Genomic DNA, 26,465 nt, shown 5'->3' on the forward strand with positions numbered 1-26,465 from the left:
AGCGCTTGGACGGGACACCGTCTTGCTTTGCAGGCCGGGAGGCTGTTTTCCCGGTGGGGCATCGTAGCAGCGTCCTGTGTCTTCACGGAGGGGTAGTTCTTGGTCCCGGTCGGCGATAACATCTGTATATCCATCCAGTTGTTTCGCAATGGACCCCGACGAACCCCTCCCTCCGGTCGCGCACACCGTTTCCGTCAAGGCCCTGTGCGCCTTTGGCGCGAAGGCGGGCGACCTCGACCTGCGCTTCGTGCCCGCGCCCAGCGCGCTCGAAGGCATGGCCGGCCACGCGCTGGTGCAGCACCGGCGCGGCGGCGACTACGAATGCGAGGTCGGGCTCGAAGCCACCTGCGGCGAGATGCATGTGCGCGGCCGGGCCGACGGCTACGAGTTCCACAAGGCCAGGGTGGAAGAGATCAAGACCTTTCGGGGCGACTTCGACGCCATCCGCGGAAACCACCGCGCACTGCACTGGGCGCAGGCACGCACCTATGGCTGGATGCTCTGTGAGCGGGACGGCCACGACGAGATGACCGTCGCGCTGGTCTACTTCGACATCGCCACGGGCGACGAGACCGTGCTGGAGGAGCATCACACCCGGGAAACCCTGCGCGAGCACTTCGAACTGCTGTGCGGCCGCTACGCCGCCTGGGCCGCGACCGAGGCTGCGCACCGCACCGCGCTGGACAGCACGCTGGCCGCGCTCGTATTCCCGTACGGCAGCTTCCGCGCGGGGCAGCGCGAGCTGGCCGAGGCTGTCTACCGTGCCGGCGCGGGCGGGCGCTGCCTCATGGCGCAGGCGCCCACCGGCATCGGCAAGACGCTGGCCACCATCTTCCCGCTGCTGAAGGCGCGCGCCGCCCGCAAGATCGACAAGCTGTTCTTTCTCACCGCCAAGACTTCGGGCCGCCCGGTGGCGCTGGACGCGCTGCGCGTGCTCGACAAGGGCCAAGGCCAGGGCCGGCTGCGCGTGCTCGAACTCGCGGCGCGCGAAAAAGTCTGCGAATACCCCGACCGCGCCTGCCACGGCGACGCTTGCCCGCTCGCCAAGGGCTTCTACGACCGCCTGCCCGCCGCGCGCGAGCAGGCAGCGAAGGTGGCGTGGCTCGACCGCCAGTCGCTGCGCGACATCGGCCTTGCGTATGAGGTCTGCCCGTATTTCCTCGCGCAGGAAATGGCGCACTGGGCCGACGCCATCGTCGGCGACTACAACTACTACTTCGACAGCAGCGCCTTTCTCTACGCCACCATGCGCGAGGCCGACTGGCGCGCCGCCGTGCTGGTGGACGAAGCGCACAACCTGCTCGAACGCGCACGCGGCATGTACACGGCCGAGCTCGACGGCGGCGCGCTGGAAGAGGCCCATCGCATGGCACCGGCCGTGCTGCGCGGCCCGTTGGCCCGCGTTTTCCGGGAGTGGGACACGGTGCAGCAATCGCAGCAGGCCGACTACGAAACCGGCGACGAGATACCCGAGCGCTTTCTTCGCACCCTGCAGGCGGCCAACACCGCCATGGCCGAGCATTTCGCGGCCACGCCCGATGCTTCGCAGGGGCCGCTGCAGCGCTTCTTCTTCGATGCATTGCATTTCGCACGGCTGGCCGAGGCCTTCGGCGACCATTCGGTGTTCGAGCGCACCCTGGGCGCCACACAGCAGGCGCGCCGGCTGGCGATCCGCAACCTCGTGCCGGCGCCTTTCCTGCAGGGGCGCTTCGTGGAGGCGGCGTCGGTCACCTGTTTCTCGGGCACGCTGTCGCCTTTCGAGTTCTACCGCGACGCGCTCGGCCTGCCCGAAGACACCGCGCTGCTCGACGTGGCCTCGCCATTTCACAGCAAACAACTGCATGTCGAAGTGGCCATGGACGTGTCGACGCGCTTTCGCGACCGCGCGGGCTCGCTGCGCAACGTGGCGGACATCATCGGCGCGCAGTACGAGCGCCTGCCGGGCAACTACCTCGCGTTCTTCAGCAGCTTCGACTACCTGGAGAAAGCCTGCGCCGCCTTCTCCATGCGACACCCCGGCGTGCCCGTGTGGACCCAGACGCGCGGCATGCGCGAGGCCGAGCGCCATGGCTTCATCGCGCGCTTCGAGGAAGGCGGGCAGGGCATAGGCTTCGCGGTGCTGGGCGGCGCGTTCGGCGAGGGCATCGACCTGCCGGGCAGCCGGCTGATCGGCGCCTTCGTGGCCAGCCTGGGGCTGCCGCAATACAACGAACTCAACGAGATCACCCGCGAGCGCATGCAGACGCGCTTCGGCAAGGGCTACGAGTACACCTACCTCTATCCCGGCCTGCAGAAGGTGGTGCAGGCGGCGGGCCGCGTGATTCGCACGGAGGACGACCGCGGCGTGCTGCATCTGCTGGACGACCGCTTCGCGCGTGCCGAAATCCGGGAACTGCTGCCGCGCTGGTGGCATGTGCGGACTGCCGGGGTGCGAATATCGAGCGATGAATGAATTAGGAATTTGCTGACATTAGGCTCCCTCAATTGAATTGAAATTAACGCCGAATTAAAAAATTTCCGGGACTTCCTTTGGGGTCGTTGCCGCTTCCGCCAAATTCGGGATTTAGACTCGATGAGGAATATTCAACAACGGGATGGCCCTCAATGAAATCAATTCGCTCGGTCAAGAATTCGGCAGTCATTAAAAAATCGCGGAGGCGGTTCTTGCAAACAGGCGCGCAAACCGCAACGGTGCTTTGGGGAGGTTCGGTTCTGGCCGGCTGCGGCGGTGGAGGCTCGGGTGGCGGAGCAGGCCCGGGCATTGAAAGCTTGCTTCCTCCCGCAGCCAACCCGCCTCGTGACAACCCGCCGCCCGCCGCAAGCGGATCTGCCACGGAGAACCCGCCGCCTTCGGCAACCAACTCGGCCATCGAAGATTTTTCGCCCACTGCGACCAGCCCGGTCATTCAGTCTTTTTTCCCGTCCGCCGGGGTTGCTGGCAGCGTAATTGTTATCAAGGGTTCTAAATTCGATTCGACCGCGTCGGTGAGCTTTGGCGGTAAGGCTGCAACTCAATTCACAGTGGACTCCGAAACACAGATTTCAGTGACCGTGCCCGCGTCGGCGACCACCGGTCCGGTCATCGTCCGAACGGCTAGGGGAGCCGCCCGATCCAGCGCGCAGCTTGCGGTACTGGCCGCGCCTGGGCCAGCAAAGGACTATCGACTCACTTGGCATGACGAATTCGATGGCACCAGCGTGGACAGCAACAAATGGCGGGTGGTCGACAAAAGGCGGGACGATGCGCAGCAGACGCCCGACGCCGTCGCTGTCTCCAACAGCATCGTGACGATCTCTACCTACACGGACGCAGGCACGCATTACACGGGCTGGCTCGATACGAACAAGGACCCGGGCTGCAAATTCACTTTCGGGTATATCGAGGCGCGCATTCGATTCGTGAACGCTCCGGGGCAGTGGTCCGCGTTCTGGTTGCAGTCCAACAGCAACAGGGTGTATACGCCAGAAAATCCGGCTGCGGGAGCGGAAATCGACGTTATCGAACATCGGGCGGTCGGGGCGAACAATGCGGATGACGTCAGCAATTCGCATTCGAGCGCAGTGCATTGGAATGGCTATACGCCGGGAGAGGCAAAGAGCAGAGACAGCAAGGTGAGGTCACTGCCGGCGGGACAGTCGTTCTCCGACTGGCATACGGTGGGTTTGCTTTGGACTTCGACCGAATATCAGTTCTACCTCGACGGGAAGCAGTTCTGGAGCACCACAGAGGGCATTTCCGAGAGCCCCGAATACATCCTGCTGACCACCGAGATCAAGGACAAGGCCTGGGCGGGCAACATTCCGCCGGAGGGCTACGGTCCGCGCGGCGCCAGTACCAATCCGGTCATGCAGGTCGACTGGGTCCGCCTCTGGCAACCATGACTGAGGGCCCGTGACAAGGAAGACGCGCTCCACCCGACGCCTCGAGCATGCCGCCCAGCCCGACCTGTTCGGCGAGGCGCCCGTGGCTGCCATCGAGGGCCTGCGCTACGAGCGCGACTTCCTGTCCTTCGCCGAAGAGGCCGAACTGCTGCGCATCGTGCAGGGCTTGCCGCTCAAGGAGATGCGCTACAAGGAATACACCGCGCGCCGTCGCGGCACCAGCTTCGGCGGCAGCTACGACTTCGACACCAACCGCCTCAAGCCCGGCGCACCGCTGCCCGAGGTGCTGCATCCACTTCGGGAGAAGGCGGCGGCATGGGCCGGTATCGCGCCCGAAGATCTCAGCCATGCGCTGATTGCCGAGTACCGCCCAGGTACGCCGCTCGGCTGGCACCGCGATGTGCCCGACTTCGAGGACATCGTCGGCGTCTCGCTGCAAGGCGACGCGGTGATGCAGTTTAGGCCCTACGTGCCGGGCTCGCCCAACTCCGGGCCGGCCGCGCTCGAATTCCTGATCGAGCCGCGCTCCGTGTACCTGCTGCGCGGGCCGGCCCGCTGGGCGTGGCAACATGCCATCGCGCCGACCGAGGCGCTGCGCTACTCCATCACCCTGCGAACACGGAAAACACGCTGACCATGAACCGCACCGTCTTTCTCAAGCTGCTCGCGCAAAAACTCCATCCGGTTCTGAAGGCCGAGGGCTTCGAGGGCACGGGCCAGACGCTGCGCCGCATCGACGGACCGATGATCCATGTGTTCAACGTGCAGGGCGCGAGCGGCGGCAAGAAGTGCTACCTGAACCTCGGCGCGCACCTGGACTTTCTGCCGACCGAAGGCGGCGGCAGCGTGGCACCCGATGCAACGGAAGAATCCCACTGCGTGTTCCGGGACCGTCTCGAGCCGCCCCCCGCGCATGGTTCCGACTGGGCCTACGGGCAGACGAAGGAGGAGGCGGAGGCGAATGTCGATCTCATCGTGCGCGAATGGGCGGGCGCGGGCCGTGCGTTCTTCGCCAGGTACGGCAGCTACCCGCAAAGCTTCGAGCAACTGCTGCGCGAGGCCGATCCGAAGCAGATCCATCCGCGCAACGGCTTGCACCTGGCGCGCATCGCCGTGCACCTGGGCGACCGCGAGCGGGCGCGGGTGTTGGTCGACGAGGCGTTGGCGCGCGCGCCCGAGCGGGCAACCTCGTTGAAAGCCGATCTGGCCGAGGTCCTGGCCGGCTGAGGCGGCCCCATCCTTGCCCTGCGCAGCGCGGCAGCCGCGCTCCTACAGGCGCCGGCGCCACGCACCGACGGGGTCGCGCGCAGGCCGTCCCTAAGGTCGGCGCATGTTCGATGCCGCCCCCGACGATGTACTTGCCTCCCTGAAGCTCCGGCACGGCCGCGACCTGGCGCTGAAGCACCTCGTCGACGCCGGCATCGACGTGCTGCCGCGACCGGGCGGCGGCCAGACCCTCGCGCGCTGGCGCGTGCTCGCGGCAGTCGCGGCGCACGATCTTTCGCTCGTCAAGCTCTTCGAAGGCCACACCGACGCGCTCGCCATCCTGGCCGAGCTGGGCGGCGCACCGGCCGTTCCCATGGGCGTGCGCTGGGGCACTTGGTGCGCCGAGCCGCCCGATGCGCGGGTTGTTTTCGAAAAGGGCGATGCAGGGCGAGACATCCGGCTGAACGGCACCAAGGCCTGGTGCTCCGGCGCGGCCAGCGTCACGCATGCCGTGGTCAGCGGCTGGAATACCGAAGGCGAGCCATGCCTCGCGGCGGTCGCCATGGACCAGCCAAGCGTGCGCGTGACCAACGAAGGCTGGCATGCCGTCGGCATGGCCGGGAGCGCGAGCGTCGATGTTCGCTTCGACAGTGCCCGCGCCGTGCAGATCGGCCAGCCTGGCGACTACACCCGGCGGCCGGGCTTTTGGCAGGGCGGGGCGGGCATTGCCGCCTGCTGGTTCGGCGGCGCGCTCGGCATCGCAAGGCGGGTGCGCGAATCAACCGGGCCGAAGGCCGATGCCCACCGGCTGGCCCATCTGGGCGCTATTGAAGTCGCACTCGGAGCAGCCGCTTCTTTGCTGCGCGAATCCGCCGCATGGATCGACCGTCATCCGCAAGGCAATGCACAGCGTGTCGCGATGCGGGTCCGCCTTGCCGTCGAGCAAGCCGCCCAGGAAGTCATGCACCACGCCGGCCGCGCTGTAGGCGCCGGACCGTTGTGCCGCGAGCCGCGGTTCGCACATGCGATGGCCGACCTGCCCGTGTTCCTGCGCCAGAGCCATGCCGAGCGCGACCTTGCGGCGCTCGGCCAGTTGGTCACGACAGACAGCACCGAAGAGGAGACACCGCCATGGACGCTGTAGAGCGCCGCGCCATCCGGGGCGAAGGCACGCCCGAAGCCGAATGGCGCAACTGGCCCGGGATGGCCGAGCTGCCCACGGTCGCGCCGCGCGATCTCGTGCCCGCCGGTTCGCGCGCGGTCGTGGTCGCGCCGCATCCCGACGACGAGGTGCTGGCCGTCGGCGGACTGCTCGCGCAGTTGGCCGACAGCGGCACGCCGGTCGAGGTGATTGCCGTGACCGACGGCACGGCCAGCCATCGCGGCTCCACCGAATGGCCCGCCGAGCGGCTCGCGCAGGCTCGTCCGCGCGAGAGCCTGCGGGCGCTGCACCGGCTGGGGCTGGAAGACGTCGAGCCCGCGCGGCTCGGCCTGCCCGACGGTGGCCTGAAGGCGCTGCGGGCGGTGCTCGCGGCGCGCCTGGTGTCGCTGCTGCGACCGCGCGACGTGGTGTTCACCACATGGCGCCGCGACGGCCACCCCGATCACGAAGCCACCGGAGAGGCCTGCGCGCTGGCCGCCGCGAGCGCAGGCGCGCGACTGGTCGAAGTGCCGGTGTGGGGCTGGCACTGGTCGAGCCCGGGCGATGCGCGCATGCCCTGGAAGCACGCCTTCCGCCTGCTGCTCAGCGAAGAGGCCGTGCGCCGCAAGCGCGCCGCGGTCCAGTCCTTCACCAGCCAGTTGCGGCGCGATGCTTCCACCGGCTCCGGTCCGGTGCTGCGCGCCACCACCGTGCAGCGCGCCGCGCGGCCATACGAGGTGGTGTTCCTGTGAGCGAGGGGCAGCGCCCTTATTTCGACGCGCTCTATGCGCGCAGCGACGACCCCTACGAGTTGCGCTATCGCTGGTACGAATCCCGCAAGCGCGACGTGCTGCTGGCCGCGCTGCCGCAGCCGCACTACGGCAAGGCCTACGAGCCGGGCTGCGGCGCCGGTGAGCTCACGCACGCGCTCGCGCCGCGCTGCGGACGGTTGCTCGCGAGCGACTTTTCCGACCGGGCGGTGCAGATCGCGCGGGGGCGCACCCGCGAATGGTCCCATGTGCATGTCGAACGGCAGTCTCTGCCCGGCGACTGGCCGCATGACGCGGACCCCTTCGACCTGATCGTGCTCAGCGAAGTCGGCTATTTCCTGTCGCGCGACGACATGCAGCGCGTGGCCGAATGCTGCGAGGCCTCGCTGGCCGCCGACGGCACCCTGGTGGCCTGCGACTGGCGGCCGGGCTTCCAGCAGCGCAGCCTCTCGACGGACGAGGTGCACGGCATCCTGGGCGCGCTCGGTCTCGCGCGCCTCGTGCGCCACGAGGAAGACGACTTCGTGCTGCATGTCTGGGCACGCGACGGGCGCTCGGTGGCGCGGCGCGAGGGCATCCGGTGATCGGCGTCGTCATTCCCGCGCACAACGAGTGCGAGCTGCTGGGCGCGGCGCTTGCCGCCGTGTGGGTGGCGGCGCGGCACCCGGCACTGGGCGGCGAGCCGGTCGGCGTGATCGTGGTGCTCGACAGTTGCACCGACGGCAGCGAACGCGTGGCCGAGCATCACCGCGTGGCGCGGCTGGCGCTCGACGTGCGCAACGTCGGCGTTGCGCGCGGCCGGGGTGCCGAGCTGTGCATCGAGGCCGGCGCGCGCTGGCTGGCCTTCACCGACGCCGACACCGTGGTCGCGCCCGACTGGCTGGCGATGCAGCTCGCGGAGAACGCCGATGCGGTGTGCGGCTGCGTCAGCGTCGACGACTGGAGCGCACACGGCGCCGAAGGCGAGCGGGCGAGGGCGCATTTCGACAGCCGCTATGTGCATGCCGAAGGCCATCGGCACGTGCACGGCGCCAACCTCGGCGTGGCGGCGCAGGCCTATCGCCGCGCCGGCGGCTTCGCGCCGCTGGCCTGCAGCGAAGACGTGGCGCTGGTCGAGGCGCTGGAGGCCGTCGGCGCGCGCATCGCCTGGAGCGCCGGCCCGCGCGTCACTACCAGCGCCCGCACCGACGCGCGTGCGCGCGGCGGCTTCGGCGACACGCTGCTGGCCATGGTGGCCTCGCTCGCGCCGGCGCCGTTGCTCGCCAGCGCGCCGACGTGAGCTTCGGCCCCGGGGCTCAGCCGCCCTTGGCGCCGCCGGCCACCGACACGCCCCACAGGCGCGGCTTGCCTTCCCACACCGCGAAGCCGCTCACGCGCTTGCGCACGGCCCAGGCATCGATGCCGTTGAACAGCATCACCATAGGCACCTGCTGGATCATCAGGCCGTGGATCTGGTCGAACAGCGCCTGGCGCTTCTTCGGGTCGGACTCCGCGAAGCTGTCGTCGATGAGCTTCAGCGCCTGCGGGTCTTCCCACACCTTGCGCGACTGCTTGTCCTTGGGGCCCGAGAACTGCTCGTAGCTCAGCGCGGGGTCGAGCCGCGACGAATAGCTGAAGGAGCTGATCTGGTAGTTGCCGCTGTTGTAGCGGTCGAGCTGCGTGGCCCATTCGAGCACTTCCAGCTGTGCGTTGATGCCCACCGACTGCATCATGGCCTGCGCCAGCACGGCCACGGTGTAGCTGGGCACATGGGCGCGCTTGTTGGTCTGGATGGTGATCTTCTCGCCCTTGTAGCCGGCCTCGCGCAGCAGCTTGGCGGCCTGGGCGGGGTCGTAGTGCCAGCCCTTTTTCTGCGCGGCGCTGTAGAAGGCCGAGCCCTTGTGGATGGCCGAGTTGTTGACCGAGCCCAGCCCTTCGGAAGCGGCGGCCACGATCTGCTCGATGTCGAGCGACGCGGCAATTGCCTGGCGCAGTTTCTGGTTCTTGAGCAGCGGATCGCGCGTCTGGATCAGCAGCACGTTCTTGATGGCCTCGGGCGGCGCCTGCACCGCGAGGTTGCGGTCGTTCTTGAGCTCCTGCGCGTCGCTCGACGTGATCTGGCCCGCGTCGATGGCGCCCGACTTCAGGCCCGCCGCGGCGGTGGCGGCGTCGGGCACGACCAGAAATTTCACCGAATCCACCAGCGGCGCCTTCAGGCCGATGTAGCCGTCGGACTTGGTGGCGCCGGGCGTGGAGGTGTAGCCCTTGAAGGCGGTGAGCGTGACGTACTCGCCGCGCTTCCACTCGCCGAACTTGAACGGGCCAGTGCCCACGGGCTTGTCCCAGCTGCCGTCGGCCTTGAGCGAGCTCTTGTGCAGGATGGCGGTCATGCCGCAGTCGGTGCGCGCCAGCGTGTCGAGGAACACGGCCGAGGGCTTGTTGATCTTCATCACGAAGGTGCCGGCGTCTGGCGTGGCGGTCTCCACCACCTTCAGGCCGTTGCGGCCGTCGTACTCGCTGGTGCAGCGCCAGTCGGTCTTCGGGTCCATGTAGCGCTTCCAGTTCCAGGCCACGTCGGCCGAGGTCAGTGGCGCGTCGTTGTGGAACTTCACGCCCTTGCGCAGCTTGAAGGTGTAGGTCAGGCCGTCGGCCGATACGTCGACCGACTGCGCCAGCAGCGGGCCCACGCTGCCGTCCATGCGGTAGCCGACCAGCCCCTCGACGATGTTCAGCACCACGCCGTCGGTGGTGTTGTCGCGGTTCACGCCGGGGTTGGTGGAGCGGATGTCGGCGGGCTGGGCCACCGTGACGCTGGTCTGCGCGAAGGCGCCCGAGGCGGCCAGGCAGGCAGCGGCGAGGGCGGCGTGGCGGAGGGGAAAGCGGGGCATGAAGAACTCCTGCGGTGCAATGACAAAAAAAGATCAGGCGAGGGCGGGTGCCTCGGCGCCGAAACGCCAGCGCAGCCGCACGCCGCCGCCGGCGGTGGGCTCCAGCGCCGGAATGGCGGACAGCAGCTTGCGCGTGTAGTCCTGCGTCGGCGCGTCGAACACGGTGTCGCGCGAGCCTTGCTCGACGATGCGGCCGTCCTGCATCACGACGACGCGGTCGGCCACCTGCTCGACCACGCCCAGGTCGTGGCTGATGAAAAGGCAGGAAAAGCCGTGGCGCTTCTGCAGTTCGGCGAACAGTGCCAGCACCTGCGCGCGCACCGTCACGTCGAGCGCCGACACCGGCTCGTCGGCAATCACGAAGGCCGGCCGGCGCACGATGGCGCGCGCAATGGCCACGCGCTGGCGCTGGCCGCCCGACAACTCGTGCGCATAGCGCGGCGCGAAGCCCGTGCCCAGGCCCACTTCTTCGAGCACTTCCTGCACGCGGCGCGCCCGGTCGGCCGTCGACATGCCCTTGACGAGCCGCAGCCCTTCGCCCACGAGCTGGCCGATGGTCATGCGCGGATCGAGCGAGGCATACGGGTCCTGGAACACCATCTGGCATTGCAGCCGGTAGTCGGACCAGCCGGCGTCGGAGCGCAGGATGGGGCGCCCGCGGAACATGATCTCGCCGCCGCTGGGTTGCAGCAGGCCCGCGATGGTGCGCCCCAGCGTGGTCTTGCCCGAGCCCGAGCCGCCGACCACCGCGACCACCTCGCGCGGCCGCACCACCAGGTCGATGCCGTGCAGCGCGCGCTTGGGCACGGTCTTGGCGAAAAGGCGGCGATGGCCGGCGTAGTCGACCACCAGGTTGCGCACCTCGACCACCGGCGCCTCGTCGGGCACCTGGCGCGCGGGCAGGCGGTGCGGCATGGCCTGCAGCAGCTCGCGTGTGTAGGCGTGCCTGGGCTGTTCGAGCATGTCGTCGGTGCGGCCGGTTTCCATCACCTCGCCGTGGCGCATCACGACCATGCGCTGGGTGAAGCGGGCGACCATCGGCAGGTCGTGGCTGATCATGAGCACGGCGGTGCGGTGCTCGCGCGTGAGGCCGACCATGAGCTCCAGCACGTCGCGCTGCACCACGGCGTCGAGCGCGGTGGTGGGCTCGTCGGCAATCAGCAGCGCGGGCTCCAGCAGCATCACCGAGGCCAGCATCATGCGCTGGCGCATGCCGCCCGAAAACTCGTGCGGCCAGGCATCGAGCGCGCCCTTGGGGTCGCGGATGCCCACGCGCGCCAGCATGTCGAGGATGCGCTCGCGCCGCGCCGCCGGCGACAGGTCGCGCCGGTGCAGCGCCAGCGCCTCGACCAGTTGCTTGCCGATGGTCATCGACGGGTTGAGCGAGGTCATGGGTTCCTGGAACACCATGCCCACGCGCGCGCCGCGCAGTTCGCGCAGCCGCGCCGGCTTTGCCTGCGTGAGGTCTTCGCCCTCGAACAGGATGCGGCCCGCCGTGCGCACCAGCGGCGGCGGCGTGAGCCCCATGATGGCGCGCGCGGCCTGCGTCTTGCCGCTGCCCGATTCGCCGACGATGCCGACCATCTCGCCCGGCGCGATGTCGAAGGACACATTGCGCACGATCTCTCGCCCGCCCATGCCGACGGCCAGCGTCAGGCCTTCCACGCTGACCAGCGGCGTGCCGTTTGTGATGTTGGTCGTCATTGCACGCCCTTCATGCGCGGATCGAGCCAGTCGCGCACCGCGTCGCCCAGCAGGTTGATGCCCAGCAGCGTCAGCGCGATGCACAGGCCCGGAAGAATCGAGAGGTAGCTGGCCTGCGCCATGAACGGGCGGGCCGACGCCAGCATGTTGCCCCAGGTGGGCGCCGGCGGCGGCACGCCCAGGCCCAGGAAGGACAGCGCGCTCTCGGCCAGGATGACCCAGCCGAACATCGAGGTGGCCAGCACCGTGAGCGGCGCGGTGCAATTGGGCAGCACGTGGCGCACCATGGTGTAGAGCTCGGAGTTGCCCAGTACGCGCGAGGATTCGATGAACTCCTTTTCGCGCAGCGACAGCACCGTGCCGCGCACGATGCGCGTCACCGAGGGCGTGTAGGCCAGCCCCAGCGCCAGCACGATGCCGTACTGGTTCGCGCCCACCACGGCCAGCAGGCCCAGCGCCAGCAGCAGGCCGGGGAAGGCCAGCAGCGCATTGTTGAAGGCCATCACGATGCGGTCGGTCCAGCCGCGCAGGAAGCCCGTCAGCACGCCGACGATGCTGCCCACCACGATGGAAAAGCCCACGGTCAGCACCGCGATCCACACGCTGGTGGCGGCCCCGGCCATGAGGCGCGAGAGCTCGTCGCGCCCGAACTCGTCGGTGCCCAGCAGGAACGCGCCGCCGGGCAGCTTCAGGCGCGCGCCGAAATTGATGCGCAGCGGATCGTGCGGCGTCCACACCAGGCTCACGAGCGCGGCGGCCACGATCAGGCCGACGATGACGATGCCGATCAAGGCGTTCAGGGGAATTCGCTTCTTGCGTTTCATCGTTGTCATTCGACGGCGACTCTCGGGTCGAAGAAGGGGTAGCAAAGGTCGATGACGAGGTTCACCGCCACGTAGATCACCGCCACGAACAGCAGGCAGCCCTGTATCACCGGGTAGTCGCGCGCGAAGATCGCGTCGACCAGCAGCCGGCCCAGACCCGGAATGGTGAACACGGTTTCCACCACCGCGATGCCGCCCAGCAGGTTGCCCAGCACCAGGCCGATCAGCGTCCAGGTCGGGCCGAAGGCGTTCTTGAAGGCGTGGCGCATCAGCACCGCGCGCTCCGACAGGCCCTTGGCCCGCGCGTGCGTGATGTAGTCCAGCCGCAGCACTTCGAGCGTGCTGGCGCGCGCCATGCGCATGAGCACGCCGATCTCGTGCAGGAACAGCGTGAGCACCGGCAGCAGCAGGTAGAGCAGACCGTTCTTCCAGTCTTCGGAAATGCCCACGTAGCCCACCACCGGCAGCCAGCCCAGCTTCAGGCCGAACAGCAGCAGCAACAGCAGGCCGAGCCAGAAGGTGGGAATGGACACCAGCAGCGTGGCCGCGCCCACCAGCAGCAGGTCGGGCGCGCGGTTCTGCTTCCAGGCGGCGATCATGCCGGCCGGCACCGCCACCATCGCGGCCAGCGCGACGGCCACCAGCACGATGCGCCCGCTGATGAGAAAGCGCTCGGTGACCAGCGAGAGCACGTCCTGCCCGCTGTTGATCGAGGTGCCCAGGTCGCCCTGCAGCACATGGCCGAACCAGATGCCGAACTGCGCCGGCACCGAGCGGTCGAGCCCGAGGCGCGCGCGAAGCTCGGCCAGGCTGGCCGGCGTGGCGAGGTCGCCCAGCAGCAATTGGGCAGGGTCGCCGGGAATCAGCCGTATCAGCACGAACACCGACACCGCCACGATGAGCAGTGTGGGAATCGCCATCGCGATACGGGAGGCTGCGAAACGGAACATGGGCCGTATTCCTCGTTGAAGTGGACGTCAGGCCGACGATGACACAGCGCGCGGCTCGCGCAGCGCATTCAGCGCGTCGGCGAAGAACTCCTGCACCTGGCCCACGCAGGCCAGGCCGTTGTGCGGCACGTTGTCCAGCAGCTCGAAGCGGACCTTGATGCCCGCGGCCTCGAAGGAGCGGCGCAGCGTGTCCAGCCGCTCGGGGCGGGTGCGGCCGGCGTCGTTGGCGCCCGGCATGTAGTACTTGCCGCCTTCGCGGTGCGTGATCTCCCAGGTCTCGATGTCGGCCTTGCCGGCGATCATGTGCACCGGCAGCTCGCGCAGGGCCTCCAGGTTCATCGGCTTGCCGAAGCGGCCGGCGAAGTCCTTGGTGCCGACCCACCAGCCTTGCTCCGGGTCGATCAGCGTGACCGAGCCCGGCGCGCCGATCGACACGGCCCACAGCCGCTCGGGGTGCAGCATCGCGAAGCGGTTGGCGAACTGGCCGCCGCCCGAGTAGCCGAAGAGCGCGAAGCGGCTGAAGTCGCAGCCGAATTTCTCCGCGACCTCGGCCACCATGTCCAGCAGGATGCGGTCGTAGTGGATGTCGGCCTCTATCAGGTGCTTGAAACCGTCGCGGTTGCCGTCGCCGCGCACGCCGGCCGGGAACAGCGGGCACAGCACGATGCAGTCGTTCCACCGGGCAAAGCCGCTGAAGGCCTCGCGGTAGTTGACGAAGCCGCGGCCGGTACCGTGCATCACCACCACCAGCTGCATAGGCCGGGCGCCGGGCTTGCCGATGTGCTCGGGCACGTAGGTGCAGTAGGAAAAGCGCGGGTCGCTGCGCGAGGCGTAGATGGTGCTCGGGCCCAGGTCGTAGATGGCGCGGGCGCGCTGCTCGGCGAAGGCGGTGTTGGGTTGCGGTGTGGTGGTCATGGGCGTTCGGGCCTGGCTTGCTTACAGCGTGTATTCCTGGAAATTGCGTGCCTCGTAGGGCTTGCGCGCCACCCACATCACGCGGTTGGCGGCGTCCATCAGCGTGGTGGCCACGGTGGCGGAGATGCTGCTGAAGTCCGCGGGCTTTGGGGTGCGCAGCACGCCGTCGGGCTTGCCGAATTCGTCGGCCAGCGCGGCCTTGACGTGGGACCAGTCGATGCGGCGGCCCTCGGGCTGGGCGGTCACGCGGCGCAGCGCGTTTTCGACGCGGTGCTGGCGGTAGATGCTGTCGGGCCGCTGCGGCAGGCCCGGGTCGCGCAGCTTGACGATGGCCGATGGCGACATCCAGTGATTGGCGTGCACCAGCAGGTCGTTCTCCGGCAGGGTCCAGAAGATCTCGCCGGGCGAGGTCTCCAGGCTGATGCCCGAGCCGTCGTTGCCGGTGGCCTGCGCCAGGATCATGTTGTTGGCGCAGTAGCGCTTCGACGCCCAGATGGTCTTCATGGCCTGGGCCAGGTTGGCGGCCTCCAGCACGCGGCGGCGCAGCAGCACCAGCGGCACGCCGGCGCCTTGCTGGAAGTCTTCATGGCAGGTCAGCGAATTGCCGGTGAGAGACACGCCGTTGCTGTTGAAGCCGTGCCGCGCCAGCGCGCCGGCCTCGGTGAAAGTCAGCATGTCGGGGCCGCCCTCGGTGCGGATGCGCAGCACGATGCCGGTGTCGACGCATTCCTGACGCCAGTCCCAGTTATGGGCGTGCATCAGGCGGCCGGTGGCCGAGCGCGCGGGCAGCACGACGAGGCCGGTGCAGTCGCCGTCTTCCGACGAGGCGGCGTCGGTATCGACCTTGGCCTTGGGTTCGGCCGAGCTCTTCATGTCGGCATAGCCGAACAGCATCTCGGTGCGGCAGTTGATCATCACGATGTCTTCGAGCGGCACGCCCGCGCCTTCGGCGATGCCGCGCATTTCCTCGAGGTAGCTGGCGTCGTAGGCCTCGATCAGCGGGAGCATGGACCGGGCCAGGCGGGCGATGGTGGCGTCGTCCAGGCCGCGGCGGCCGAGCTGGGCGCGGTAGAGCGCGACACCGCCGGCCACGCGCTCGGGCACCGCGCGGCCGTGCTGCACGCCGCGCGCATGCGGCGTACCGGAAACATCGACGAGGGGAAAGTACTGGGGGGTGGTCATGGAATGGAAGGGCTGTGTTGTTCTTGTCATCGGCCTGCCGCCCAAAGGCGGTATGGCGATGACCATGGGCCGCATTGTTTTGCATGCACAGGAAAAAATAAATTTAAAAATTATTTAGAATTAATAAAGAAATTCTTTCCCTTTGAACACGGCATGAGCAGCATCCGCTTTCTTCGAACCTTCGTGGCCGCGGCCCGGGGTGGCTCCTTTGCCGCGGCGGCCGACCAGGTCGCGCTCACGCAGGCCGCCGTGGGCCAGCAGATGCGCGCGCTCGAGGCGGAAATGAAGAAGCCGCTGTTCGACAAGACCGGCCGCACCATGGTGCTGAGCCCCGCCGGCCATCTGCTGCTGCCGCGCGCGGAGGAACTGCTGGCGCAGTACGAGACGATGCGGCGCGACCTGCAGGACCAGCGGCAGATCGCCGGCACCATCAAGCTCGGCTCGCTCATCTCGGCCATGGGGCTGCTGTCGAGCACGCTGGCGCAACTCAAGTCGCTGCACCCCAACCTCGAAGTCGAGCTGCGCGTGCGCGAGCAGATGAAGCTCATGGAAGACGTGGCCAGCGGCGAGCTCGATGCCGCCGTGGTGGTCGAGCGCCAGTGGCCCGACGTGCCGGGCCTGCAGTGGACGCCGTGCTACGACGAGTCGCTCACCGTCATCGCCAACTCGGGCATCGCCTCGTCCGACACGCCCATTGCCAGCCTGTTTGCCACGCACCCCTTTATCCGCTTCGACCGGCGCACGCCGACCGGGGCGCGCATCGACCGCATCCTGCGCCGGCTGCAACTGGTGCCCAAGGAGTTCCTGGAGCTGAATTCGCTGCTGGCCATTGCCGAGCTGGTGCGCAAGAACGTGGGCTTCACCATGGCGCCGCTGCTGAAGAACTTCGACTGGGAAAGCGACCCCGCGCTGTGCGTGCTGCAACTGCCGGGCCGGCCGGTGGCGCGGCGGCTGGGCATGCTGGAGAACGGTCGGCGCAGCCACATCACCGGCGTGGTCCGCGAGGAAATGCTGGCGCACCTGCGACGCATGAAGCCCGGCTCCTGACACGCCCTTGACAGAAGACAGACAGCGCTTACGCGAGGCGCGTGCGTCTTCTTACCCGCAAGGCGGCGCGCGTCTCCAGCATCGGAATCTCCCCAACCTTGCAGGAGCACGAACATGCCAAGAGGCGACAAGACGTCCTATACGGACAAGCAGAAGCGGCAGGCCGAGCACATCGAGGAAGGCTACGAACACCGAGGCGTGGGCAAAGGTGAAGCCGAACGCCGCGCCTGGGCCACGGTGAATGCAGAGACCGGCGGCGGAAAGAAATCAGGCTCCGGCCGGGGCAAGGCTGAAAACCATGCGCCGGCCCGCAAGGGTGGCCGCTTGGGCGGTGCCGCTGCGGCAAACCGCACGGCCGCCGAGCGTTCCGCTTCGGCAAAGAAGGCGGCGGCCACGCGCAGGCGCAACGCCGAAAAGCGGGGCTGACCGGCGCGGAGCCAGGCGATGCATATCGTTCTTGGTGCCACCGGCCATGTCGGCTCGGCGCTCGCGCAAGCCCTGCTGGCTCGCAGCGAACCCGTGACCGTTGTGACGCGCGATGCCGGCAAGACAGAAGCTCTGCGCCGCAAGGGCGCCCACGTGGCGGAAGTCGACGTGTTCGACACGCCCGCGCTGCACCGCGTGTTCCAGGGCAGCCAGCGCATCTTCGTGCTGAACCCGCCCGCTGCGCCATCGACCGACACGGTGGCCGAGGAGCGCAGGAGCATGCGCGCCATCGTCGCCGCGCTCGAGGGCTGCAGGCCCGAAAAAATCGTCGCCGAATCGGTCTATGGCGCACGACCCGGCAAAGGCATCGGCGACCTCGGCGTGCTCCACGAGTTGGAGCAGGCGCTGCAGGCCGGTCCGGCGCCGTTCAGCGCACTGCGCGCGGCCTACTACATGAGCAACTGGGACGCATCGCTGAAGACCGCGCGCGAGGAGGGCAAGGTGCACACCATGTATCCGCCCGGCTTCACGCTGCCGATGGTCGCGCCGCACGACCTGGGCGAGTTCGCCGCGAAGCTGATGCTGGGCCCAGCGGAATCGTCGGGGCCGCACCATGTCGAGGGGCCGGCGCGCTACTCCTCGGCGGACGTGGCGGCGGCTTTTGCCGAGGCGCTGGGGCGCCCGGTGGAGGCGGTGCAGACGCCGCAGGCGCAATGGGTGCCGGCGTTCAAGGCACTGGGCTTTTCGGATGCGGCGGCAAGGTCGTACGCGGAAATGACGCGCCTCACTCTGGAAGACAAGTTCGAGCCGGAGAAGCCTGAGCGCGGTGCGATCTCGCTGCGTGACTACATCACGGCGCTGGTGAGAAAGAGTTCGGACTAGCCGGTTGTCGAGAACGCGCCAGTCAGGCGTCCGAAAGTCGAGGAATGGCTGCGCTCGCCAGCGAGAACCGGACATTCCACGGCGATCTCTGGCGCCAGCCTGACAACTTGCAACGAGCCCGCTTGCGTGTTCGCGCGCACATTGCCGCTGTCTTGCACCACCTTGCGCCGAACGCGCGCGCTACCCCGGTCAACATCGCCCAACACACCGTCTTGTCGCACGCCAAAAGCCCGTTTGCCGGCCGCCTGACACGCCGATACGATCCCGCGCCTCAGTCCCTCTTCAAGGAATGCGCGGGTGCCTTCATCGACCGATTTTTCTCCCGGCAACGCCGGCTGGCAGCAACGCAGCCGGCGCCATGTGTGGCACCCGTGCACCCAGAGCATCCGGCTCGAAGCCGTGCCGCCGCTGCCGATTGCGCGCGGCGAGGGCGTCTGGCTCTTCGACCACGAAGGCAGGCGCTACATGGACGCGACCAGTTCCTGGTGGGTCAATCTTTTCGGCCATGCGCACCCGGCCATCAATGCCGCGCTGAAGGCGCAGCTCGACACGCTGCCGCACGTGATGCTCGCGGGCTGCACGCATGCGCCGGCGGTGGAACTGGCCGAGCGCCTGTCCGCGCTCACCGGCCACGCACTGGGCCATTGCTTCTATGCCTCCGACGGCGCCTCGGCGGTCGAGATCGCGCTGAAGATGAGTTTCCACGCCTGGCGCAATGCCGGCCGTGGCGGCAAGCAGCGCTTCGTCGCGCTGCGCCAGGGCTATCACGGCGAGACGCTGGGCGCGCTGCACGTGACCGACGTGCCGGTGTTCCGCGACGCCTACGCGCCGCTGCTCGCGAACGCGCACCTCGTCGCTTCGCCGGATGCGCGCTCGGCGTTGCCGGGCGAAGGCCCCGCCGACGTGGCGCGCCGCGCGGCGGCCCAACTCGAATCGCTGCTGGCCGGGCACCACGACAGCATTGCCGCCGTCATCCTCGAGCCGCTGGTGCAGTGCGCCGCCGGCATGGCGATGCACGACCCCGAGTACCTGCGCTTGGTGCGCGCGCTGTGCGACCGCCACGAGGTGCACCTGATCGCCGATGAAATAGCCGTGGGCTGTGGCCGCACCGGCAGCTTCTTCGCCTGCGAGCAGGCCGGCATCTGGCCGGACTTCCTGTGCCTGTCGAAGGGCATCAGCGGAGGCTATCTGCCGCTGGCACTGGTGATGGCGCGCGACGCGATCTACCAAGCCTTCATCGACGACGATGCGGCCCGCAGCTTCCTGCATTCGCACTCGTACACCGGCAATGCGCTGGCCTGCCGCGCGGCGCTGGCCACGCTCGACCTGTTCGACAGCGAAGACGTGCTGCGGCGCAACCGCAGCCGCGCCGCGCGACTGCTGCAAGGCCTGCAAGAAGGGCTCGGCGGCCTGCCGGTCGACCATCTGCGGCAGCAGGGCATGATCACCGCGTTCGACGTGCGCGAGCCCGGCGCGCGCTTCGCGGAGCGATTCCACATGGTCGCGCGAGAGCAGGGACTGCTGATGCGACCCATCGGCAACACGGTCTACCTGATGCCGCCATACGCCATCGATGACGGCGAGATCGACCAGTTGGTGGGCGGCACGCTGGCCACGCTGAAGGCGGTCGCTGCCACCGGCACGAAGCAAGGAGCCCGCGATGTCGCGCTTGCTTGACCGCCTGCAGGGCGAGATCGACGCGCTCGACGCGCAATCGCTGCGCCGCCGCCGCCAGATCGCCGAGACCGCCTGCGCTCCCCGGCAGACGCTGACCCTGCACGGCGCCGCCGCGCCGCGCACCATGCTCGGCTTCAGCAGCAACGACTACTTGGGCCTGGCCGCGCACCCTGCCTTGGCGGCGGCCTGGGCTGAAGGCGCGGCGCTCTACGGCACGGGCAGCGGCGGTTCGCACCTGATCCTGGGCCATTCGCGCGCGCATGCGCAGCTCGAAGAACGGCTCGCGGACTGGATGGCGCCGTTCATTCCAGATGCGCGCAGCCTGTTCTTCTGCACCGGCTATATGGCCAACCTGGCGGTGCTGTCGGCGCTGGGCGGCGCCGAGGCGGCGATTTTCTCGGAGGCACTCAACCACGCCTCGCTGATCGACGGCGCACGGTTGGCCAAGGCCCGTGTCGAACGCTATGCGCACCGGGACGTGGCTGCGCTCGACGCACAGCTCGGTGCCTGCGATGCGCCGGTCAAGCTCATCGTGAGCGATGCGGTGTTCAGCATGGACGGATGCATAGCGCCGGTGGCCGAACTGCTGGCGCTGGCCGAGCGGCACGACGCCTGGCTGGTGCTGGACGACGCACACGGCTTCGGCGTTCTGGGCGCCACGGGGCGCGGCGTGCTCGAAGCCATGGGGCTGCGTTCCGAGCGGCTGGTGCTGGTGGGCACGCTGGGCAAGGCGGCGGGCGTGGCGGGCGCTTTCGTGGCGGCGCACCAAACCGTCGTCGACTATCTGGTGCAGCGCGCGCGGCCCTACATCTTCACCACGGCCGCGCCGCCGGCCGTTGCGCATGCCTTGCTCGCGAGCCTGTCGCTGATCGAAGGCGAGGAGGGCGACGAACGGCGCATCCGGCTGCGGGCACGCATTGCCCAACTGCGACAAGGCTTGGCCGGTGTGCTTCCCCCGGACGGCAGCGCGTGGCTGCCCGATTCGTCCACCGCCATCCAGCCGCTGATCGTCGGAGACAACGCACGTGCGATGCGGACGATGGCGCTGCTCGACGCACAAGGCCTGCGCGTCGGTGCGATCCGTCCGCCGACCGTGCCCGCGGGCACCGCGCGGCTGCGCATCGCGCTGTCGGCCAGCCATTCGGAGGCGGACGTGGCGCGGCTGGTCGACGCGCTGGGGCAATCGCTCGCATGGCAACAGCCCTGCAAGGAGGCCGCATGACGCCGCGCCGCTGGTTCGTCACCGGCACCGACACCGGCATCGGCAAGACGCTGGTCAGCAGCGCCATGCTGAGCGTGCTTGCCGCCTCGGGCCTGCGCGCCGTCGGCATGAAGCCGGTGGCGGCCGGTCTCGAACAGATCGACGGCGAATGGTGCAACGAAGACGTCACACGCCTGCACGAGGCCGGCAACGTCGATGCGCCGCTCGCGCTGCGTTGCCCGTACCTGCTGCGCGCGCCGATGTCGCCGCACCTCGCCGCCAGGGAGGAGGGCATGCGCATCGCGCTGCAGCCGCTGCTGTCGGCCTTCGAGCAACTGTCGGCGCGTGCCGATGCGGTGGTGGTCGAGGGCGTGGGCGGCTTCTGCGTGCCCTTCGGCGACGACCTGGACAGCGCCGATCTCGCCGTGGCGCTGGGCTTGCCGGTGATTCTCGTGGTCGGTGTGCGGCTGGGCTGCCTCAACCATGCGCTGCTGACCGCCGAGGCGATCCGCGCCCGTGGTTTGGTGCTCGCGGGCTGGGTGGCCAGCATGATCGACCCGCTGATGCTGGCGCCGCAGGCCAACCTGCAAACGCTGCGCGCCCGCCTGGGCGCGCCCCTGCTGGGCATCGTGCCGCACCTGGAGCATGCGAATGCCGCGCAGGCGGCCCGGCACATCGACCTGCGCGCCCTGCGCGCGACGGCGGCCCACGCCGCGCGCCTCGCTGCCCTGCAGGCGCCGGAAGTTTCAGCCGCGCTGGCCTGATTCCGCCAGGCGCTTGGCCCGCGCGCCGCCCTGGCGCTCGAGCATCCAGCCGGGGTATTCGGCGGGCAGCGCGCTCACCTTGTCCAGCGTGGCCAGCTCTTCCGGCGTCAGCTTGATGGCGGTGGCGGCGATGTTGTCGTCGAGCTGCTCGGCGCGCTTGGCGCCGATGATCACGCTGGTCACCACCTGCTGGTGCAGCAGCCATGCCAGCGCGATCTGCGCAACCGACACCTTGCGGGCATCGGCCAGCTTGCGCATCGCGTCGATGCAGTCGTAGGCGCGGTCGACGTTGACGGGCGGAAAGTCGAAGGTGGCGCGGCGGCTGCCTTGCTCGGCCTCGATGTCGCGGCCGAACTTGCCGCTCAGCAGGCCGCCCGCCAGCGGACTCCAGACCATCAGGCCGACGTTTTCGCTGCGCAGCATCGGCGCCAGTTCGCGTTCCAGGTCGCGCCCGGCGATGGTGTAGTACGCCTGCAGCGACTCGAAACGCGCCAGCCGGTCGCGCTCGGCGATGCCCAGCGCCTTGGCGATCTGCCAGGCGGCCCAGTTCGACACGCCCACGTAGCGCACATGGCCGTGGCGCACGAGGTTGTCGAGCGCATGCACCGTTTCCTCGATGGGCGTGACCGGGTCGAAGCCGTGGATCTGGTACAGGTCGATGTGGTCCAGCTGCAGCCGCTTCAGGCTGGCCTTCACGCCGTCCATGATGTGAAAACGCGAGGCGCCGGCGGAGTTGACGCCCTTGCTGCCGGTCTCGCCCAGCACCTTGGTCGCCAGCACGAAGCTGTCGCGCGGCACCTTGAGGTTCTTCAGGGCCTGCCCGGTCATGACCTCGGACATGCCTTCGGAGTACACGTCGGCCGTGTCGATGAAGTTGATGCCGGCGTCCAGCGCGCGGCCGATCAGCCCTTCGGCCTCGGCCTGCTGCAGGTTGCCGATCTGGCCCCAGATGCCGGAGGAGCCGCCGAAGGTCATGGTGCCCAGGCACAGTTCCGAAACCAGGAGGCCGGTACGGCCGAATTTGCGGTATTGCATGGCGTTGTTCCTTTGCGTTGAAGGCGCTCCAGGGCCGGTCGGCCGTGGGCGACAGCCAAAAGTATCCGGCCGGGCGCGCCGGCGGGGCGAGCGCGTTCCTGCAAAGTATTTGCCTGATTCTCCAGACCTCCCCGGCGGCGCGTGCGAATTCGCGGGAGGGGCGCTAAGCTGCAAACCGCTCATTCCTCCATGGGGCCGCTGCGCGGCCCCCATCGCGACAAGGCCCCGAACATGTCCGAAGCAACATCCGAAATCACCGCCGCGGTCGGCCAGCCGGCCCAGCCGATGCCGCTCGAACCCGAGATCGACGACGCCCGCAAGGAGCTGGTGTCGCTGCTCAAGCACATCATGGGCGGGCAGGACGGCACCGTCATCACCGCCGTGCCCGGCCTGCACGTGTTCTGCATCAGCAAGCCCGAAGGCCCCAAGCACGCCTTCGCGTCCCCGGCGCTGGGGCTGATCGCGCAGGGTTCCAAGCGCATCATCGTGGGCGACGACATCTACGTGTACGACCCCATGCACTACCTGGTGACCTCGGTCGACCTGCCGGTGTGCGGCCAGGTGCGCGTGGCCAGCAACAACGAGCCCTACCTGGGCCTGCGGCTGGAGCTGGCGCTCGACGACATCGGCGAGCTCATCCGCGACGATAAGCTGCCCGCCAAGGCCAACGCGCCGGCCTCGCGCGGCATGTACGTCAACCGCATCGCGATGCCCGTGCTGGAGCCGGTGCTGCGTCTGCTGCGCCTGCTGGACACGCCCGAAGACGTGCCGATCATGGCGCCGCTCATCAAGCGCGAGATCATGTACCGCCTGCTGGTGAACGGCGAGGGCGCGCGGCTGCGGCAGATCGCGCTGCAGGACAGCCACACCCAGCGCATTGCCAAGGCCATCAGCGCGCTGCGCGTGAACTATGCGCAGTCGCTGCGGGTGGAGGACATGGCGCGGGCGGTGCACATGAGCGTGTCGTCGTTCCATCACCACTTCAAGGCCGTCACCGCCATGAGCCCGCTGCAGTACCAGAAGCAGCTTCGGCTGCAGGAGGCACGCCGGCAGATGCTGATCGCCGGTGCCGACGTGGCTTCGGCCGCGCACAACGTGGGCTACGAAAGCCCGTCGCAGTTCGCGCGCGAATACGGCCGCATGTTCGGCGCGCCGCCGCTGCGCGACAAGCGCCGCTGGCTCGGCGAGGCGGGCAACGATGCCATCGCCGCCGCGTCGATGGAAGCGGCATGAAGCGCGCCGCGGCCCGCTCGCTTCATGGCTGAATCGAAGATCGCGATCTACGGCGCCATCGGCGCCAACGTCGCGATCGCGGTCACCAAGTTCGTGGTGGCGGGCATCACCGGCAGCTCGGCCATGCTGTCGGAAGGCATCCACTCGGCCGTCGACACCTTCAACGGCGTCCTGCTGCTGGTGGGGCTGCGGCTGAGCAAGCGGCCCGCCACGGTGGAGCATCCGTTCGGGCACGGCAAGGAGCTGTACTTCTGGAGCCTGATCGTCGCGGTGCTGATCTTCGGGCTGGGCGGCGGCGTGTCGTTCTTCGAGGGCATCCAGCACATCCGCAACCCCGAGCCGATGCGCGATCCGACCTGGAACTACGTGGTGCTCGCGGCCGCGGCGCTGTTCGAGGGCACGAGCTTCTTCATCGCGCTGAAGGAGTTTCGCGCGCAGGCACGCGGGCAGCCCTTCTGGCAGGCGCTCGACCGCAGCAAGGACCCGACCACCTACACCGTGCTGGCCGAAGACTCGGCCGCGCTGGCGGGGCTGGCCGTGGCCGCGCTGGGCATCTACTTCAGCCATTCGCTGGGCATGCCCGAGCTCGACGGCGTGGCCTCGGTGGTCATCGGCCTGCTGCTGGCGGGCGTGGCCGTGTTTCTCATCAGCCAGGCGCGCGGGTTGCTGATCGGAGAAGGCATCCGGCCCGAGACGGCACGCGCCATACGCGCCATTGCCATGGAGCAGCCGGGCGTGGAAGACGTGGGCCATGTGCTGTCGATGTACATCGGGGCCGACGAGGTACTGGTGGTGGTCGACGTGAACTTCCGCGACGACACGTCCACCGGCGACGCGGCCGATGCCGTCGCGGCCATCGAGAGGCAGGTGCGCGCGCGCTTCCCGATGATCAAGCGCATCTTCATCGAGGCCAGCGACGCGCCGGGGCAGGACAAGGCAACGCAAAGGCAGCCGGGCGCCTTCTAGCACTTGCCGCGATTTCTTGCGTCGTCACGACCATGCAGAACTTACAAAATTTCGCTATTGTTTTGGTCGCTGCAGCAGCCCGCTCATTCGAACGGGGGAACCAAACAACACGGAGAAATGCATGCTTTGGGAAAAGAAGCTGGCGCAGTGGAGCGCCGGTGTCCGCGCACGCGCCAACCTGCCAGCGCGGCTCACCTTGTGGGACGGACAGTCCTTTGACTTCGGCACCTTCAGCGGGCCCTCGGTCACGCTGCATGTCAAGTCGCCCGCGGCGCTGTCGCTGATGCTGCAGCCCACGCTCGACAACCTGGGCGAGGCCTACGTCAAGAGCAAGATCGACATCGAGGGCAAGCTCAGCGACGTCATCGACATCGCCTACGGCCTGGCCAAGACCTCGATCGACAAGCCCGGCGGCGCGCTGCAGAACATGGCGCGCTACTTCACGCACACCAAGTCGTCGGACAAGAAGTCGATCCAGTACCACTACGACGTGTCGAACGCCTTCTACCAGCTGTGGCTCGACCCGAACATGGTGTATTCGTGCGCCTACTTCGAGAACGGCGACGAAGACCTCGCGACCGCGCAGCTCAAGAAGATCGACCACATCCTCACCAAGATCGAACTGAAGCCGGGCCAGACGCTGCTGGACATCGGCTGCGGCTGGGGCGCGCTGGTGATCCGCGCGGCGCAGAAGTTCGGCGCGCGTTGCGTGGGCGTGACGCTCTCGCAGAACCAGTTCGACCTGGCCACCGAGCGCGTGAAGGCCGCCGGCCTGGAAGACCGCATCGAGATCCGCCTGCAGGACTACCGCGACGTGACCGGCCAGTTCGACCGCATCACCAGCGTCGGCATGTTCGAGCACGTGGGTCGCAAGAACCTGCCGGCGTACTTCAAGCGCGTGCAGGAGCTGCTGGCCGAAGACGGCGTGGTCATGAACCACGGCATCACTTCGTCGGACCCCGAGGGCGGCGGTGTGTCTTATGGCGGCGGCGACTTCATCGACCGCTACGTGTTCCCGAACGGCGAGCTGCCGCACATCAGCCTGGCGCTGCAGGCCATGCAGCAGGGCGGGCTCGAGGCCTTCGACGTGGAGAACCTGCGCCGCCACTATGCGCAGACGCTGCGCTGCTGGAGCGACGCCTACGAGGCCAATGCCGCGAAGGCGCACGAACTGGTCGATGAAGAGAAATTCCGCATCTGGCGCATCTACCTGGCGGGCTGTGCCTATGCCTTCGAGAACGACGACGTGGCCATCTACCAGATCGTCGGGCGCAAGGCGGGCAGGGCGGCCAGGACACTGCCCTGGTCGCGGCGCTACATCTACGACAACACCTCGGCGCTGAGCGCCGGGAGCTGAACCCCGGCGCGACCCGTCAGCTGCCGGAGGGCTCCGGCAGCTTGGCGATGACCTTGATCTCGAACTGGAAGCCGTAGAGCCAGGTCACGCCGATGCCGGTCAGCGTGGGGTGCGGCGCCTCGCCCCAGTACTGGGGCACCAGCTTCCAGATTTTCTCGAAGTTCTTTTCGGGGTCGACGATGAAGACGGTCACGTCGACCACGTCGTCGAAAGTGCAGCCCGCGGCCGCCAGGATCGCGTTCAGGTTGCCGAAGGCGCGGTGCACCTGCGCTTCGAGCTCCGGCTCGGGCGAGCCGTCCTCGCGGCTGCCCACCTGCCCGGAGACAAACAGGAAACCGTTGGCGCGCACCGCCGGCGAATAGCGGTTCTTTTCATAGAGCGCTTGGCGCCCGGGCGGAAAAACGACGTCGCGTCGAGTCATGGATTGCTTTCTTCC

General features: G+C 68.4%; 25 protein-coding genes. 17 read left to right on the plus strand and 8 right to left on the minus strand.

All coding sequences use genetic code 11. The features are described from left to right. The first annotated feature begins 148 nt into the window (after positions 1–148). From L3V85_RS18150 to L3V85_RS18185, 8 genes are all read left to right on the plus strand, one after another. Positions 149–2,452, plus strand: a complete 2,304-nt coding sequence (locus L3V85_RS18150) for an ATP-dependent DNA helicase (protein ID WP_237680416.1) — start codon at positions 149–151, stop codon at positions 2,450–2,452. A gap of 152 nt (positions 2,453–2,604) precedes the next feature. Continuing rightward, positions 2,605–3,882, plus strand: coding sequence for a family 16 glycosylhydrolase (locus L3V85_RS18155; protein WP_237680417.1), 1,278 nt, complete (start codon positions 2,605–2,607; stop codon positions 3,880–3,882). A gap of 10 nt (positions 3,883–3,892) precedes the next feature. After that, positions 3,893–4,516 carry an alpha-ketoglutarate-dependent dioxygenase AlkB gene (locus tag L3V85_RS18160; protein WP_237680418.1) on the plus strand — a complete coding sequence of 208 codons (624 nt, stop codon included), beginning with the start codon at positions 3,893–3,895 and terminating at the stop codon, positions 4,514–4,516. Between the two features lie 2 nt (positions 4,517–4,518). After that, positions 4,519–5,109: a DUF4304 domain-containing protein gene (locus L3V85_RS18165; protein WP_237680419.1), complete on the plus strand. Its 591-nt coding sequence runs from the start codon at positions 4,519–4,521 to the stop codon at positions 5,107–5,109. A gap of 103 nt (positions 5,110–5,212) precedes the next feature. Next, on the plus strand, positions 5,213–6,232 hold the full coding sequence (locus L3V85_RS18170) for an acyl-CoA dehydrogenase (protein ID WP_237680420.1): 1,020 nt from the start codon (positions 5,213–5,215) through the stop codon (positions 6,230–6,232). Next, on the plus strand, positions 6,220–6,981 hold the full coding sequence (locus L3V85_RS18175; RefSeq protein ID WP_237680421.1) for a PIG-L deacetylase family protein: 762 nt from the start codon (positions 6,220–6,222) through the stop codon (positions 6,979–6,981). The genes L3V85_RS18170 and L3V85_RS18175 overlap by 13 nt, the downstream gene beginning before the upstream one ends. After that, positions 6,978–7,583, plus strand: coding sequence for a class I SAM-dependent methyltransferase (locus L3V85_RS18180; RefSeq protein WP_237680422.1), 606 nt, complete (start codon positions 6,978–6,980; stop codon positions 7,581–7,583). Before L3V85_RS18175 ends, L3V85_RS18180 begins: the two co-directional genes overlap by 4 nt. Next, a complete protein-coding gene (locus tag L3V85_RS18185; RefSeq protein WP_237680423.1) occupies positions 7,580–8,278 on the plus strand; it encodes a glycosyltransferase in 699 nt (232 codons plus the stop codon). The genes L3V85_RS18180 and L3V85_RS18185 overlap by 4 nt, the downstream gene beginning before the upstream one ends. Before the next feature lie 16 nt (positions 8,279–8,294). Here L3V85_RS18185 and L3V85_RS18190 read toward each other — a convergent pair whose 3' ends face one another. From L3V85_RS18190 to L3V85_RS18215, 6 genes are read right to left on the minus strand one after another with little or no spacing between them, the layout of a single operon-like run. After that, complete coding sequence (locus L3V85_RS18190; protein WP_237680424.1) at positions 8,295–9,866, minus strand: ABC transporter substrate-binding protein; 1,572 nt, start codon at positions 9,864–9,866, stop codon at positions 8,295–8,297. Between the two features lie 33 nt (positions 9,867–9,899). Beyond that, positions 9,900–11,570 carry an ABC transporter ATP-binding protein gene (locus L3V85_RS18195; protein WP_237680425.1) on the minus strand — a complete coding sequence of 557 codons (1,671 nt, stop codon included), beginning with the start codon at positions 11,568–11,570 and terminating at the stop codon, positions 9,900–9,902. Further along, positions 11,567–12,394: an ABC transporter permease gene (locus L3V85_RS18200; protein ID WP_237680426.1), complete on the minus strand. Its 828-nt coding sequence runs from the start codon at positions 12,392–12,394 to the stop codon at positions 11,567–11,569. The genes L3V85_RS18195 and L3V85_RS18200 overlap by 4 nt, the downstream gene beginning before the upstream one ends. A 5-nt stretch (positions 12,395–12,399) precedes the next feature. Further along, positions 12,400–13,344 (minus strand): ABC transporter permease, encoded by a 945-nt coding sequence (locus L3V85_RS18205; RefSeq protein WP_237680427.1) that lies wholly within the window; start codon positions 13,342–13,344, stop codon positions 12,400–12,402. Positions 13,345–13,371: 27 nt separating this feature from the next. Further along, positions 13,372–14,259 carry a hydrolase gene (locus tag L3V85_RS18210; protein WP_237680428.1) on the minus strand — a complete coding sequence of 296 codons (888 nt, stop codon included), beginning with the start codon at positions 14,257–14,259 and terminating at the stop codon, positions 13,372–13,374. Between the two features lie 21 nt (positions 14,260–14,280). Then, complete coding sequence (locus tag L3V85_RS18215) at positions 14,281–15,441, minus strand: C45 family autoproteolytic acyltransferase/hydolase (RefSeq protein ID WP_237680429.1); 1,161 nt, start codon at positions 15,439–15,441, stop codon at positions 14,281–14,283. Positions 15,442–15,594: 153 nt separating this feature from the next. Here L3V85_RS18215 and L3V85_RS18220 point away from each other — a divergent pair, with 153 nt between their 5' ends. The 6 genes from L3V85_RS18220 (at position 15,595) to bioD (ending at position 21,438) form a co-directional block, all read left to right on the plus strand. Next, positions 15,595–16,488 carry a LysR substrate-binding domain-containing protein gene (locus L3V85_RS18220; protein WP_237680430.1) on the plus strand — a complete coding sequence of 298 codons (894 nt, stop codon included), beginning with the start codon at positions 15,595–15,597 and terminating at the stop codon, positions 16,486–16,488. A 114-nt stretch (positions 16,489–16,602) separates the two neighbouring features. Further along, entirely contained in the window at positions 16,603–16,914 is a 312-nt protein-coding gene (locus tag L3V85_RS18225; RefSeq protein WP_237680431.1) for a plasmid stabilization protein, read from the plus strand. Positions 16,915–16,932: 18 nt separating this feature from the next. Then, a complete protein-coding gene (locus L3V85_RS18230) occupies positions 16,933–17,796 on the plus strand; it encodes an NmrA family NAD(P)-binding protein (RefSeq protein WP_237680432.1) in 864 nt (287 codons plus the stop codon). A 297-nt stretch (positions 17,797–18,093) separates the two neighbouring features. After that, a complete protein-coding gene (bioA, locus tag L3V85_RS18235) occupies positions 18,094–19,473 on the plus strand; it encodes an adenosylmethionine--8-amino-7-oxononanoate transaminase (protein ID WP_237680433.1) in 1,380 nt (459 codons plus the stop codon). Beyond that, positions 19,457–20,695, plus strand: a complete 1,239-nt coding sequence (bioF, locus tag L3V85_RS18240) for an 8-amino-7-oxononanoate synthase (RefSeq protein ID WP_237680434.1) — start codon at positions 19,457–19,459, stop codon at positions 20,693–20,695. The genes bioA and bioF overlap by 17 nt, the downstream gene beginning before the upstream one ends. Continuing rightward, positions 20,692–21,438 (plus strand): dethiobiotin synthase, encoded by a 747-nt coding sequence (gene bioD, locus L3V85_RS18245; protein WP_237680435.1) that lies wholly within the window; start codon positions 20,692–20,694, stop codon positions 21,436–21,438. The genes bioF and bioD overlap by 4 nt, the downstream gene beginning before the upstream one ends. Here the strand turns inward: bioD and L3V85_RS18250 are convergent. After that, complete coding sequence (locus L3V85_RS18250) at positions 21,421–22,473, minus strand: aldo/keto reductase (RefSeq protein ID WP_237680436.1); 1,053 nt, start codon at positions 22,471–22,473, stop codon at positions 21,421–21,423. The genes bioD and L3V85_RS18250 overlap by 18 nt on opposite strands. 231 nt (positions 22,474–22,704) lie before the next feature. Here L3V85_RS18250 and L3V85_RS18255 point away from each other — a divergent pair, with 231 nt between their 5' ends. From L3V85_RS18255 to L3V85_RS18265, 3 genes are all read left to right on the plus strand, one after another. After that, positions 22,705–23,706 carry an AraC family transcriptional regulator gene (locus L3V85_RS18255; RefSeq protein ID WP_237680437.1) on the plus strand — a complete coding sequence of 334 codons (1,002 nt, stop codon included), beginning with the start codon at positions 22,705–22,707 and terminating at the stop codon, positions 23,704–23,706. Between the two features lie 24 nt (positions 23,707–23,730). Then, positions 23,731–24,672 (plus strand): cation diffusion facilitator family transporter, encoded by a 942-nt coding sequence (locus tag L3V85_RS18260; protein ID WP_237680438.1) that lies wholly within the window; start codon positions 23,731–23,733, stop codon positions 24,670–24,672. A gap of 121 nt (positions 24,673–24,793) precedes the next feature. After that, positions 24,794–26,029, plus strand: coding sequence for an SAM-dependent methyltransferase (locus L3V85_RS18265; protein ID WP_237680439.1), 1,236 nt, complete (start codon positions 24,794–24,796; stop codon positions 26,027–26,029). Positions 26,030–26,045: 16 nt separating this feature from the next. Here the strand turns inward: L3V85_RS18265 and L3V85_RS18270 are convergent, their stop codons facing one another. After that, positions 26,046–26,450: a RidA family protein gene (locus tag L3V85_RS18270; protein WP_237680440.1), complete on the minus strand. Its 405-nt coding sequence runs from the start codon at positions 26,448–26,450 to the stop codon at positions 26,046–26,048. Positions 26,451–26,465: the final 15 nt, after the last annotated feature.

The organism is Variovorax paradoxus, assembly GCF_022009635.1.
Classification (GTDB): domain Bacteria; phylum Pseudomonadota; class Gammaproteobacteria; order Burkholderiales; family Burkholderiaceae_C; genus Variovorax.